The sequence below is a fragment of the Streptomyces antimicrobicus genome (assembly GCF_020532625.1).
Classification (GTDB): Bacteria; Actinomycetota; Actinomycetes; order Streptomycetales; family Streptomycetaceae; genus Streptomyces; species Streptomyces antimicrobicus.
In genome coordinates this window covers 66634-78664 of the sequence record NZ_JAJAUY010000014.1, presented here as the reverse complement: position 1 = coordinate 78664, position 12031 = coordinate 66634, and the positions used below count along the sequence as shown (strand labels likewise).

The window sequence follows — 12031 nt, the reverse complement described above, 5'->3', positions numbered from 1 at the left end:
GCTCACCGCGGTCACCGCGGTCGGCGACGCCGACGCGTGCCCCGTCGAGCTGCCCGCGTCCGCCGGGCGGTCGGCGCTCGCCGGGGTCGACGCGTCCTCGCTGGAACTGCACGGGGCCTGGGCCGACCAGGGCGAGGCCGCCGCGCAGCGGGTCCCGCAGGCCCGGCGCAAGCCCGCCCCGGCCCCCGCGCCCGTGCCCGCGCCGGTGCGCCTCGCGCTGCTGGACCTGGCCATGCCCCGGGACATCGACGCCGCCGTGCACCGGCTGCCCGGCGTACGGCTGGTGGACATCGAGTCGCTCGCCGAGGCCTCGGCCGACGCGCCGATGGCCGCCGACGTGGACGCCGTACGGGCCATCGTCGCCGACGAGGTGGCGGCCTTCGGCGCCGCCCAGCGGGCCGCGCACATCACGCCGACCGTCGTCGCGCTGCGCGCCATGGCCGCCGAGGTCGTGGCCATGGAGGTGGCCCGGCTCGACGGCCGGCTGCCCGAGCTGGACGAGCGGCAGCGCGCCGAGGTCACCCAGACCGTCCGCCGCGTCGTCGACAAGCTGCTGCACGCCCCGACGGTGCGCGTGAAGCAGCTCGCCAGCGAGCCCGGCGGCGCCGGGTACGCCGAGGCGCTGCGCGAACTTTTCGATCTCGACCCGCAGACGGTGGCCTCCGTCAGCCGGGCCGACAAGAACGACGACTCAGGACGGGCATCATGAATTCACGTCACGCCCAGCCGCTGCGGCTCGGAACGCGGCGCAGCAAGCTGGCCATGTCCCAGTCCGGCCATGTCGCCGACGCGGTCCGCGCCGTCACCGGCCGTCCCGTCGAGCTGGTGGAGATCACGACGTACGGGGACGTGTCCCGGGAGAACCTCGCGCAGATCGGCGGCACCGGCGTCTTCGTCACCGCGCTGCGCGACGCGCTGCTGAGCGGTGAGGTCGACTTCGCCGTGCACAGCCTCAAGGACCTGCCCACCGCCCAGCCCGACGAGCTGGTCATCGCCGCGATCCCGGTCCGCGAGGACCCGCGCGACGCGCTCGTGGCCCGGGACGGGCTCACCTTCGAGCAGCTGCCCGACGGGGCGCGGGTCGGCACCGGCTCGCCGCGCCGCATGGCGCAGCTGCACCACTACGCCCGCAGCCTGGGCAAGTCGATCGAGACCGTGGCGATCCGCGGCAACGTCGACACCCGCATCGGCTACGTGCGCGCCGGCGAACTGGACGCCGTCGTGCTCGCCGCCGCCGGGCTGAACCGGATCGGCCGCAGCGACGAGGTCACCGACCACCTGTCGGTCGACAACGTGCTGCCCGCGCCCGGCCAGGGGGCCCTGGCCGTGGAGTGCCTCGCGTCCGACGCGGAGCTCATCGCCGCCCTCGGAGAACTCGACGACCCGCACACCCGGGCCGCCGTGACCGCCGAGCGGTCCCTGCTCGCCGCCCTGGAGGCCGGTTGCAGCGCCCCCGTGGGCGCGCTGGCCGACCTTCTGGCCGACGGGCAGATTGTCAACGAAATGCGCCTGCGCGGCGTCGTCGGCACCACCGACGGCTCGACGCTGGTGCAGCTGTCCACCACCGGTCCCGTGCCCCAGTCGTACGACGAGGCGATGGCGCTCGGCCGCGAACTCGCGGACGAGATGCTGGCCAAGGGCGCGGCCGGTCTGATGGGGGAGCGAGCGCTTTGAACCCCTCAAGTCCCACCACCTCCGCCTTTCCGGCTGCCGCCGGCCAGGGGCACGTCACCTTCCTCGGTGCCGGTCCCGGCGATCCGGGGCTGCTCACGTTGCGCGCCGTGGAGGCACTCACGGCCGCGGACGTCCTGATCGCGGAGCCCGAGGTGCTGGACGTCGTACGGGCGCATGCGCGCGCGGGCGTCGACATGCCGCAGCTGACGGTCGCTGACGAGGCGTCAGCAGCCGCCGGGCTCCCGGTGATCCGGGACGCAGCCAATCTTGTCATGGAGGCCGCGCGCTCCGGCAGGCGGGTCGTCCGAGCGGTCACCGGCGACCCCGGCCTCGACGGCAACGCCGCCGAGGAGATGCTCGCCTGCGCGACCGCCGGCATCCCGTTCGAGGTCGTGCCCGGTGTCGCCACGGCGGTCGGTGTCCCCGCGTACGCGGGTGTGCCGCTGCGTGACAAGCAGGGCGCCGACGTCCGGTTCGTCGACGCCCGCACCGCCACGGCCCGCTGCTGGACCGAGGTGGGCAGCAGCGACGGCACCCTGGTGGTGTCGGCGACCCTGGAGACGGTGGCGGCCGCCGCCACGGAGCTGGTCGCTGCCGGGCGCAAGCCCGACACCCCGCTGACGGTGACCGTGGCCGGTACGACGACCCGGCAGCGCACGTGGTGCGCGACGCTGGGCACCATCGCCCAGGTCTTCAAGCAGGGGAAGGTGCTGCCCTCGCCGGAGGGCGCGCGTCCGGTGATAGCCGTGGTCGGGGAGCACTCCACGACCGCCCGCCGCGACGAACTCGCCTGGTTCGAGTCGAAGCCGCTGTTCGGCTGGCGCGTGCTGGTGCCGCGGACCAAGGAGCAGGCCGCGTCGCTCTCCGACCAGCTGCGCAGCTACGGCGCGGTGCCGCACGAGGTGCCGACCATCGCCGTGGAGCCGCCGCGCACCCCGCAGCAGATGGAGCGGGCCGTCAAGGGCCTGGTGACCGGCCGCTACGAGTGGATCGCCTTCACCTCGGTCAACGCCGTCAAGGCGGTGCGGGAGAAGTTCGAGGAGTACGGGCTCGACGCCCGGGCCTTCGCCGGGATCAAGGTCGCGGCGGTCGGCGAGCAGACGGCCGCGGCGCTGGTGGAGTTCGGTGTGAAGCCGGACCTGGTGCCCAGCGGCGAGCAGTCCGCGGCCGGACTGCTGGAGGACTGGCCGCCGTACGACCCGGTGTTCGACCCGATCGACCGGGTGTTCCTGCCGCGGGCCGACATCGCGACGGAGACGCTGGTCGCGGGCCTGATAGAGCTGGGCTGGGAGGTCGACGACGTCACGGCCTACCGGACCGTGCGGGCCTCGCCGCCGCCGGCGGACACGCGTGAGGCGATCAAGGGCGGCGGCTTCGACGCCGTGCTCTTCACGTCGAGCTCGACCGTGCGCAACCTCGTCGGCATCGCCGGCAAGCCGCACAACGTGACCGTCATCGCGTGCATCGGCCCGGCCACGGCCAAGACCGCCGAGGAGCACGGCCTGCGCGTGGACGTGCTCTCGCCGGAGCCGAGCGTGTCCAAGCTCGCGGAGGCGCTGGCCGAGTACGGCGCGGCCCGGCGCGAGGCCGCGAAGGAGGCCGGTGAGCCGGTCTCCCGGCCGAGCGAGCGCCGCCCGGGCGCCCGCCGCCGGCGCACCACGTGACGTCGCGCCGCCGCGCCCGGTTACCCGGCGCGGCCACCCGGCCGACCGGCCGGAACGGCACGGGGCCCGGATGCTCAAGGCATCCGGGCCCTCGCGTGTGTCCGGGCCTCCGGCGGTCCCGGGCCCCGCGCGCTGTCGAGCCCCTGGGCGGTGGGACGGGGGGTGCGTTCTAGGCTGGGGGCGATCGACTGTCCAGGCGTGAACGCGAAGAGGCGACTGAAGATGAGCGCGTACGGATCCTTCCCCGGGTCGCGGCCCCGCCGGCTGCGGACCACCCCCGCGATGCGGCGCATGGTGGCCGAGACCCGGCTGCACCCGTCGGACCTGATCCTGCCGGCGTTCGTCCGGGAGGGGATCAGCGAGCCGCTGCCCGTCTCGGCGATGCCGGGCGTGGTCCAGCACACCCGGGACACGCTGCGGAAGGCGGCCGTGGAGGCCGTGGAGGCCGGGGTCGCCGGGATCATGCTGTTCGGGGTGCCGGCCGACGAGAACAAGGACGCGCTGGGCACCGCGGGCACCGAGCCGGACGGCATCCTCCAGCTCGCCATCCGGGACGTGAAGGCCGAGGTCGGCGACGACCTGGTGATCATGTCGGACCTCTGCCTCGACGAGTACACCGACCACGGCCACTGCGGCGTGCTGGACGCGAACGGCCGCGTCGACAACGACGCCACGCTGGAGCGGTACGCCGAGATGGCCCAGGTCCAGGCCGACGCGGGCGTCCACGTCGTGGGCCCGAGCGGGATGATGGACGGCCAGGTCGGCGTGATCCGCGACGCCCTGGACGAGACCGGCCACGAGGACGTCTCCATCCTCGCCTACACCGCCAAGTACTCCTCGGCGTTCTACGGGCCGTTCCGCGAGGCCGTCGCCTCCTCGCTGCAGGGCGACCGCAAGACCTACCAGCAGGACCCGGCGAACGCCCGGGAGTCCCTGCGGGAGCTGGCGCTCGACCTGGAGGAGGGCGCCGACATGGTCATGGTCAAGCCGGCGGGCCCGTACCTGGACATCCTGTACCGGGTCGCGCAGGCCGTGGACGTGCCGGTGGCCGCCTACCAGATCTCCGGCGAGTACGCGATGATCGAGGCGGCCGCGGAGAAGGGCTGGATCGAGCGCGACCGGGCGGTCCTGGAGACCCTGACCGGCATCAAGCGGGCGGGCGCGGACACGATCCTGACGTACTGGGCCACCGAGGTCGCCGGCTGGCTGAACCGCGCGCGCTGACCGCGCGCGCCGCACGGTCCCCCGGGGCCGGCCGGGGCCGTCCGGGGCCGCCAACGGGCTTGGGCAGGACGGCTCTTGTCGGCCACCGGCCCGTCTACGCTGACCGCCATGGTGAAGCAACAGCGTGGCGAGGCCACCGTCGACCTGCTCCTGACCACCGCCTTGCGCGTGTACGCCGAATCCGGCCAGCAGGGCTTCACCGTCAACGCCGTCACGGCCGCCAGCGGGGTCAGCCTCGGCAGCCTCTACCACCACTTCGGCAGCTTCGACGGGCTGGCCGCGGCCCTGTACACGCGCTGCATGGGCCGGCTCTTCGAGGAGCTGACCCGGGCCGTCGTGCGGACCCGTACGGCCCGCACCGGGGTCCGGGCCCTGGTGCGGGCCTACCTGCGCTTCACCCAGGAACACCGGGACGCCGCGTTGTTCCTGCACGCCTCCGCCTACGCCGGCTACCTCGCGGTGCACGCCGAGGAGATCCGCGCGGCCAAGGAGTCCCAGCTCGCCGACATCACGGCCTGGATGGGCACCCGGATGGCCAAGGGCGAGATCGTCCCCCTGCCGGGTCCCCTGGTCGAGGTCCTGGTCATGGGCCCGGTGGCCGAGGCCGCCCGCCGCTGGCTGGCCAGCACGTACGACCTCGACCTGGACGAGGCGGCCCGGGCGCTGCCGGACGCGATCTGGCGCTCGCTGGCACCGGCGTAGCGCCGGGGGCGGCGTGGCGCCGGGGCCGGCGCGCGCCCGTGGGCGCCCGCCGGTTCTCAGGCCGTGGTGCTGCGGCGGCGGTGCCGGCCGGTGCCGGCGACCAGGGCCGCGCCCATGGCCAGGGCCACGCCGGCGCCGCCGACGGCCCAGCTGGTGGCCGGGTCGGCGCCGGTGGCGGCGAGTTCGCCGCCGGTGCCGGTGCCGGTGCCGGTGCCGGACCCGGTGCCCGTGCCCGTGCCGATCGGCGTGGCGCCGCCGTGGGGCTCGGGCTGGTTGCCGGTGTCGCCGTTGCCGCCACCGCCGCTGTTGCCGTTGCCGCCGCCGTTGTCCGGCTTCGGGGACGCGGCGACGATCTTCGTCAGGTAGGCCTGCGAGCGGGACTCGACGTAGGCGAGCTCCTCCTCGTCGAGGCCGCCCCCGCCGTAGGCGCGGAGGGTGAGCTCGCCCGGGCGGGCGTCGGCCGTGAACCTGATCCGGACCTTGACGTCGAAGCTCTGCCCGGCCGCGACCGGACCGGCCGCCAGCTCGATCGCCGCGTACGGGTCCTCGCCGTCGACGTACACGTCCGCCGCGTGCCAGCCGGCCTTGCCGTTGCGGTCCTTGCTGTAGACCTCGGCCTTGATCTGGCCGGGCTTCATCGGGACGAAGTCCGGGCGGGACAGCACGAGCCCGAGGCCGAACTCGGGCAGGGCCTTCTTGCCGGTGTTGTCGACGCGGACGGTGAGGTGGGTCCAGCCGCCGCCGGCCTCGACGGTGCCGGGGACGCCGTTCACGGCCAGCGCGGGGCCCTCGGTGACCTCCGGGCCCGGCTCGCCCTCGTCGCTCGCGCCCTCGATCCGGGCCTCGTACCAGGTGGCGGGGGAGGAGCTGACGACGCCGCCCTTGCGGCTGCTGCCGTCCGTGTACATCTCGAAGCCCACGGCCGGGGTGCCGGCGGCGAAGCTGATCCGGACGTCGACGGTGTACAGGGAGTTCGCGGCCACCGAGGCGGTGGTCCCGAGGTTGAACTGGAGACCGGGGCCCATGGCCTCGCCGGTGAGGGCCTTCACCGGCTGCCAGGCGCCGCCGGTCAGCCGCTCGACCTTGACCTGGGCGGCCGTGAACTCGCCGTCCCACTGCATGACCGACAGGTGCGGCGTGTAGTTCGGGACGGTGACGTGGCCGCGGTTGTCGACGGTCACCTTCAGCTGGGTCCAGCTGCCGTCCGCCTTGAACCCGGCCTTCGGGATGCCCTGGAGGGTGACCTCCGGTCCCATGATGACGGCGGTGGGCTGCTCGTACTCGTCGTCCGGGCCACCGGTCGCGGGCTCGGCCCGGCCGGTCTGCGGCGCCTGCGGCGCCTGCGGCGTCTGCGGCGCCTGCTCGGTCTTCGGTGTGGCCGGGCCCGCCGGCTTCGCCGTCCCGGCGGCCGCGGGTGCGTCGTCCTTGGGCGCCGCGTCCGGGACGGTCACGGCGGGCTGCTGCTCGTCGGCCATCGCGGGCGTGGTCATGAGCACGGTCGGGCCGACCACCGCGGCGGCGGCGACGGCGGCCATGCGCTTGAGCTTCACTTGCTGATCCCCTCCATTTTGAACGTGCTCAGACTAGAGAGGTGGATGAGCCTTCAATCATGATCACAGGTCACGGATCGGAGAAGATCCCGGCCTCCGGTGCGGAATCGTGCTGGTAAGCGCACTCTGGGAGGGAAGAGGTCGACAGGTCGAGCTCTGGAGGTGATCCAGGATGTCCACGCTCGTCGGATGGCATGTCGAGCTGGAATTCTCCGAGGACGGCCATCGCACCAGTGCGGCGGCCATGGTCCGGCTCGGTGACGGCAGCGAACTGAAGGCGCGCGGGTACGCCATGCGGCACCCCTCCGATCCGGAGCAGCTCCGGGTCGGCGAGGAGATCGCCGGCGCGCGGGCGCTGATGGATCTGTCGTCGCAACTGCTGAGCAAGGCGCACAGGGAGATCGACGAGGCCACGGGCAGGCACTCCTACCCGCTGACCCACTGAGGTCGGGGCCGCACCGGGCCGCGCGGGGCGGGGAACCGCCCCGCGCGGCCCGGTTGCGGCGAAACCGGTGCGGGGCGGCCGTGCGCGGTGCGATCGTGCTGGCATGGGGCGTTCGGTGAAGTGGGGGGTCGTCGTCGTGGCGGCGGCCGTGGTGTTCGCAGTGGCGTACGGCGTGGCCCGGCTGGATCCGCTGGGCTGGTTGCCGCAGAAGGACAGCGACGCCGTGGCGGTGGCCGGGGCGTTCGCCGGGGCGGTGGCGGCCGCCGTGGTCGCGGCCGGGGCGTGGTGGGCCGCCGGCGCCGGGGCGGGCGCCGGGCGCGGAGCGTCCGCGGGGACCTCCGGGGGGTCCGTACGGCAGCGGGCGCGGGCCAGGGGCCGCGCCCGGATCGTGCAGGAGCACGGGCAGGGCGCGCCGGGCGAGGTCCGGCAGTGGGCCGAGGGCAGCGGTGACTCCGAGATCCGGCAGAGCCGGGGCCCCGGGGCGGCCGGGTAGTGGCCGCCGCGCGCTGGGACCGGGTGCGGCAGCGGGCCACGGCGTCCGGGCACGCCCAGGTCGTGCAAGTACGGGTGGCGGGGGATTTTGTCGGCTCGCCGCCTGCACAGGAGGCCCTGTGGGCGTTACGGGACGCGCCGGCGGTCCTGGTGGGGCGGGGCGAGCAGGAGGCCGAGCTCGCCCGGCTGCTGGGCCCCGGCCCCGACGGGGCGCGGGTCGCGGTGATCGCCGGGCTGGCGGGCGTCGGCAAGAGCGCCCTGGCCCTGACGGCGGCTCAGCAGGCGCTGGCCGCAGGGACGTTCCCCGGTGGGGTGCTGTTCGTGGAACTGCGCGGCTACCGGGCCGGGGACGCGGCGGTCGGCGTCGAGCAGGCGCTCGGCGCGTTGCTGGGTGAGCTCGGTGTCGCGGACAAGGACCTGCCGGCGACCCTCGACGGGCGGCTGGCCCGCTACCGGTCGGAACTGGCCGAGCGGGAGGCGGCCGGGCGGCGGGTGCTGATCGTCGCCGACGACGCGTCGGAGGCCGGGCAGGTACGGGACCTGGTCCCGCCCGGCGGGGACGCGCACCGCCTGCTGGTGACCTCCCGGGACCGGCTGGTCGCCGCCGACTTCCCGGCCCGGGTGCTGGCCCTGGACGAACTGGCCGCCGTACCGGCCGAGGAACTGGTCGCCGCCCGGCTGCGCGGCACGTGGCCCGAGGACCCCCGGCCGGCGGCCGAACCGGAGGCGCTGGCGGCCGTCGCCCGGCACTGCGGGGGGCTGCCGCTGGCGTTGACGGTGGCGGCGGCGGTGCTGGCCCGCGACCCGGGCCTGGGCATCGGCGCGTACGCCGCCCAACTGGCCGACGCCCGCGGCCGGCTGGAACGGCTGAGCCCACCGGACCCCGCCGGGCTCCCGGCCGGCGTCCGGGCCGCCTTCGACGTCTCGTACGCCCGCCTCCCCGCGGCCCAGGCCCGGCTGCTGCGGCTGCTGCCCGTCCACCCGGGCCCGCACTGCACCACGGCGGTGGCCGTCGCCCTCGTCCACGAGGGGGACGGGGACATCGAGTGGTCGTCCCCCGCCCTGGCCGCCACCCGCGAGCTGCTCGCGGGCCTGGCCGGAGCGGGCTGGCTGACCGAGCAGCCGGTGGGGTCGGGGCGCTGGCGGATGCACGACCTGGTGCGGCTGTACGCGAAGTCGGCCGCTGCGGCGTCCGAGTACAGGGATGCCGCCGCCCGGTTGTTCCTGGGTCTGGTCACGCTGGCCCACCACGCGAGCGAACGCTGGCAGGCGCGCACCGGAGAGCCGGGGTACGAGCCGTTCGCCGACGTGGCCGGCGCCACGCAGTGGCTGGCCGCCGAGGTGGACACCGTGCTGTGGGCCGTCCGGCTCGCCGCAGGTGCGGAGGCGACATCCGCGGTGCTGCTCGTCGCCGAGTGCTTGATGCTCTACCTCTCTCAGCGAGGCCGGCCCGTGGCCCTTGCCGAGCTGTTCCGGATGGCTGTGGAGGCCGCCCGACGAGGAGGTGAGCCGGAGCTCGAGGTGCTCATGCTCAACCGGCTCAGCTCGGTGCTGAGCTCCCTCGGGCTGCGCGAGGAGGCCCGTGCGGTCCAGCAGGAGATCGCGACCGTGCTCGAGGAGCGCGGCGAGGTCAGGGCCGAGACGGCGCGGCAGATGGGCGTCTGGGCCGACCAGCTGCACAGCGGCGGCCGCCTGGAGGAGGCCGAACAAGCCCGGCAGGAAGCCCTGCGGATGGCCCGGTCGGAGGGGGACCGCGGGCTGGAGGCCGACCTGCTCGACGAGTACGCGGAGGCACTGCTCCAGCAGAAGCGCACGGACGAGGCGCTCGGGGTACGGGAGCGGGAGGTGGAGCTCGTGGCGGCGCTGGACGACGGCCTCAGGATGGCCGCCGCCCTGGAGCGCCTGGCCGCCACGTTGTCGGAGGTCGGCCGGGAGGAGGAGGCGGTGGGGGCGTACCGGCGGGCTGTGCAGTTGTTCCAGGACCACCAGGCCACGCGTCTGATGGCGGCGCCTCTGCGAGGGCTGGGCGACTGCCTGCTGGCCCTGGGCCGGCACGAGCTGGCGCTCGCGGCCTACCGGGACTGCCTCGCCCTGCGCCGCGAGGCGCACGAGTCGTATGCCGAGGCGCTCATGGCGGGCCACATGGGAGTGCTGCTCGTCAGCTGGAACCGGCGGGAAGAAGCGCTTCCCCTGCTCGAACGCGCCTGTGACCTGCTGGGCGAGGTCGAAGAACCCACGGCCCTGTTGCTGCGCGCAGACGCCTTGATGAGACTCCGGCGGCGCCACGAGGCGGAAGCGGTGTTGTCGAGGGCCCAGGAGGTGTACGCGGACATGGGCGACGACAGACGTCTCGCAGCGGTGGCGCACATGCTGCGTGAGCTCCGTGGGAGGCAGGGCCCCGGCGCCCGGGCCAGGCTCCGCCGTTGGTTCCGGCGGAGCCCGTAGGGGTGGGGATCAGCGGGTGCGGCGGCGGAAGAAGACCGACGTCAGGGCCACCGAGACGGCCGTGATGGCCGCGCACCAGGCCAGGGCCGTCCACGGGGCGTCGCCCGCCGGGCGCGACATCAGCAGGGCGCGCAGGGACTCGATGAGCGGGGTCAGCGGCTGGTGCTCGGCGAAGCCGTGCAGCCAGCTCGGCATGGTGGAGATCGGGACGAACGCCGACGAGGGGTAGGGCAGGAACATCATCAGGAAGGTGAAGCCGCCCGCCGCCTCCGGCGTCCGGGCGAGCAGTCCGAGCGCCGCCGCGAGCCACGAGATCGACGTGATGTAGGCGAGGAGCAGGCCGGCCGAGGCCAGCAGGCCCGTCGGGCCCGCCTCCGGGCGGAAGCCGATCGCCAGGGCGACCAGGAGCACCAGCGAGGTCGAGACCAGGTTGCGCAGCACCGAGGCGGTGACGTGGGCGGCCAGGAACGGCACGCCGCCGACGTCGAGGGAGCGCAGGCGGTCCACGACTCCGTCGGTCATGTCGTGGCAGACCGTCACCGCCGTGGACGCCGCCCCGAACCCGGCGCACAGCAGCATCGCCCCCGGCACGACGTACGTCACGTACGCCGAGCCGTCCCCGGTGTCGATGGCGCCGCCGAAGAAGTACACGAAGATCAGCATGAGCATGATCGGCAGCATCAGGGCCGTGATCAGCGCGTCCGGGCTGCGCAGGCTCATGCGCAGGCTCCGCGCGGACAAGGTGGCGGTCGTCGTCATCGGTCGGCTCCCGTCAGGGCGAGGAAAACGTCGTCGAGCGTGGCGGTGCGCAGGGTGAAGCGGTCCACGGCGGTGCGGTCCGGGTCGAGTTCGTCCAGCAGCGCCCGCACGTGCGCGGCCGAGCCGTCCGTGGGGACGCCGAGGGTGAGCTCGTCCGGCACGTGGTGGACGGCCCGCCCGGCCAGGGCCTCGTAGGCCCCGCGCGAGGTCAGCACCAGGTCCAGGCGGTGGCCCGCGACCCGCGACTTGAGCTCGGCGGCCGTGCCCTCGGCGGCGATCCGCCCGGAGTCCAGGACGGTGACGCGGTCGGCGAGCTGGTCGGCCTCCTCCAGGTACTGGGTGGTCAGCAGCACCGTGGCCCCGTCGCCGCGCAGCTCCCGTACGACCTGCCACAGTTCCTGGCGGCTGCGCGGGTCGAGTCCCGTGGTCGGCTCGTCCAGGAACAGCACCCGCGGCCGTCCGACCAGGCTCGCGGCCAGGTCCAGCCGGCGCCGCATCCCGCCGGAGTAGGTCCGGGCGAGCTTCCCGGCGGCTTCGGTCAGGCCGAAGCGTTCCAGCAGTTCGTCGGCCCGCGCCCGCGCCTCGGCGGCGGTCAGTCCGGCCAGCCGGCCCGTCATCCGCAGGGTCTCCAGGCCGGTCTGGAGGTCGTCCACCGCCGCGAACTGCCCGGTCAGCGCGATCGCCCGGCGTACGCGCGTGCGTTCGGCGGCGATGTCGTGGCCGGCGACGCGGGCGGTGCCGGAGTCGGCGGTGGTGAGGGTGGCCAGGATCCGCACGGTGGTGGTCTTGCCCGCGCCGTTGGGTCCCAGCAGGGCGCAGACGCTGCCGCTGGGGACGGCCAGGTGGAGGGCGTCCAGCACGCGCTGGCCGCCGTAGGACTTGGTCAGGCCGGTGGCGTGGATCCCGAGACTTCCGAGACCTTCGACGCCCCCGCGGCCCGTGGTGCCGGCGAGGTTTCCGGGGCTGGTGGCCACGAGTCGTCCCCCTTTCGATCGGACGGCACATCGCTTCTGCGTATGCCTTACGCTCTACTGCGTAAGTAATACACAGAACTAGGATGTGGTCAATCGGCCCAG

At 74.6% G+C, this 12031-nt stretch carries 11 protein-coding genes; 8 read left to right on the top strand and 3 right to left on the bottom strand.

Annotated features, from left to right (window positions below; genetic code table 11):
* The 5 genes from LG632_RS06270 to LG632_RS06250 all read left to right on the top strand — a co-directional run.
* On the top strand, nucleotides 1-709 hold a 709-nt coding region (locus LG632_RS06270; protein WP_508618713.1), incomplete at its 5' end, for a glutamyl-tRNA reductase.
* On the top strand, nucleotides 706-1674 hold the full coding sequence (gene hemC / locus LG632_RS06265; protein ID WP_226725804.1) for a hydroxymethylbilane synthase: 969 nt from the start codon (nucleotides 706-708) through the stop codon (nucleotides 1672-1674). The genes LG632_RS06270 and hemC, both read left to right, overlap by 4 nt.
* The gene (locus tag LG632_RS06260; RefSeq protein WP_226725803.1) at nucleotides 1671-3338 is read left to right on the top strand and encodes a bifunctional uroporphyrinogen-III C-methyltransferase/uroporphyrinogen-III synthase; all 1668 of its coding nucleotides are present in this window, start codon (nucleotides 1671-1673) and stop codon (nucleotides 3336-3338) included. Before hemC ends, LG632_RS06260 begins: the two co-directional genes overlap by 4 nt.
* Nucleotides 3339-3560: 222 nt before the next feature.
* Nucleotides 3561-4562: a porphobilinogen synthase gene (gene hemB, locus LG632_RS06255; protein WP_226725802.1), complete on the top strand. Its 1002-nt coding sequence runs from the start codon at nucleotides 3561-3563 to the stop codon at nucleotides 4560-4562.
* A gap of 108 nt (nucleotides 4563-4670) precedes the next feature.
* Nucleotides 4671-5264: a TetR/AcrR family transcriptional regulator gene (locus tag LG632_RS06250; RefSeq protein ID WP_226725801.1), complete on the top strand. Its 594-nt coding sequence runs from the start codon at nucleotides 4671-4673 to the stop codon at nucleotides 5262-5264.
* 56 nt (nucleotides 5265-5320) lie between these two features.
* Here LG632_RS06250 and LG632_RS06245 read toward each other — a convergent pair whose 3' ends face one another.
* Nucleotides 5321-6814, bottom strand: coding sequence for a hypothetical protein (locus LG632_RS06245; protein ID WP_226725800.1), 1494 nt, complete (start codon nucleotides 6812-6814; stop codon nucleotides 5321-5323).
* Between the two features lie 172 nt (nucleotides 6815-6986).
* Between LG632_RS06245 and LG632_RS06240 the strand changes: the two genes are divergently transcribed.
* The 3 genes from LG632_RS06240 (at nucleotide 6987) to LG632_RS06230 (ending at nucleotide 10196) form a co-directional block, all read left to right on the top strand.
* Nucleotides 6987-7259, top strand: coding sequence for a DUF1876 domain-containing protein (locus tag LG632_RS06240; protein WP_226725799.1), 273 nt, complete (start codon nucleotides 6987-6989; stop codon nucleotides 7257-7259).
* A gap of 103 nt (nucleotides 7260-7362) precedes the next feature.
* A complete protein-coding gene (locus LG632_RS06235) occupies nucleotides 7363-7752 on the top strand; it encodes a hypothetical protein (RefSeq protein ID WP_226725798.1) in 390 nt (129 codons plus the stop codon).
* Entirely contained in the window at nucleotides 7752-10196 is a 2445-nt protein-coding gene (locus LG632_RS06230; protein ID WP_226725797.1) for a tetratricopeptide repeat protein, read from the top strand. The genes LG632_RS06235 and LG632_RS06230 overlap by 1 nt, the downstream gene beginning before the upstream one ends.
* 9 nt (nucleotides 10197-10205) lie before the next feature.
* Here the strand turns inward: LG632_RS06230 and LG632_RS06225 are convergent, their stop codons facing one another.
* Both LG632_RS06225 and LG632_RS06220 read right to left on the bottom strand, forming a co-directional pair.
* Nucleotides 10206-10955, bottom strand: coding sequence for an ABC transporter permease (locus LG632_RS06225; RefSeq protein WP_226725796.1), 750 nt, complete (start codon nucleotides 10953-10955; stop codon nucleotides 10206-10208).
* The gene (locus LG632_RS06220) at nucleotides 10952-11857 is read right to left on the bottom strand and encodes an ATP-binding cassette domain-containing protein (protein WP_226725811.1); all 906 of its coding nucleotides are present in this window, start codon (nucleotides 11855-11857) and stop codon (nucleotides 10952-10954) included. The genes LG632_RS06225 and LG632_RS06220 overlap by 4 nt, the downstream gene beginning before the upstream one ends.
* Nucleotides 11858-12031: the final 174 nt, after the last annotated feature.

What these genes read in the sequence shown, in the direction of transcription:
- LG632_RS06250 (WP_226725801.1), top strand. Translation starts at nt 4,671, where the DNA reads ATGGTGAAGCAACAGCGTGGCGAGGCCACCGTCGACCTGCTCCTGACC.
- hemC (WP_226725804.1), top strand. Translation starts at nt 706, where the DNA reads ATGAATTCACGTCACGCCCAGCCGCTGCGGCTCGGAACGCGGCGCAGC.
- LG632_RS06235 (WP_226725798.1), top strand. Translation starts at nt 7,363, where the DNA reads ATGGGGCGTTCGGTGAAGTGGGGGGTCGTCGTCGTGGCGGCGGCCGTG.
- hemB (WP_226725802.1), top strand. Translation starts at nt 3,561, where the DNA reads ATGAGCGCGTACGGATCCTTCCCCGGGTCGCGGCCCCGCCGGCTGCGG.
- LG632_RS06240 (WP_226725799.1), top strand. Translation starts at nt 6,987, where the DNA reads ATGTCCACGCTCGTCGGATGGCATGTCGAGCTGGAATTCTCCGAGGAC.
- LG632_RS06225 (WP_226725796.1), bottom strand. Translation starts at nt 10,955, where the DNA reads ATGACGACGACCGCCACCTTGTCCGCGCGGAGCCTGCGCATGAGCCTG.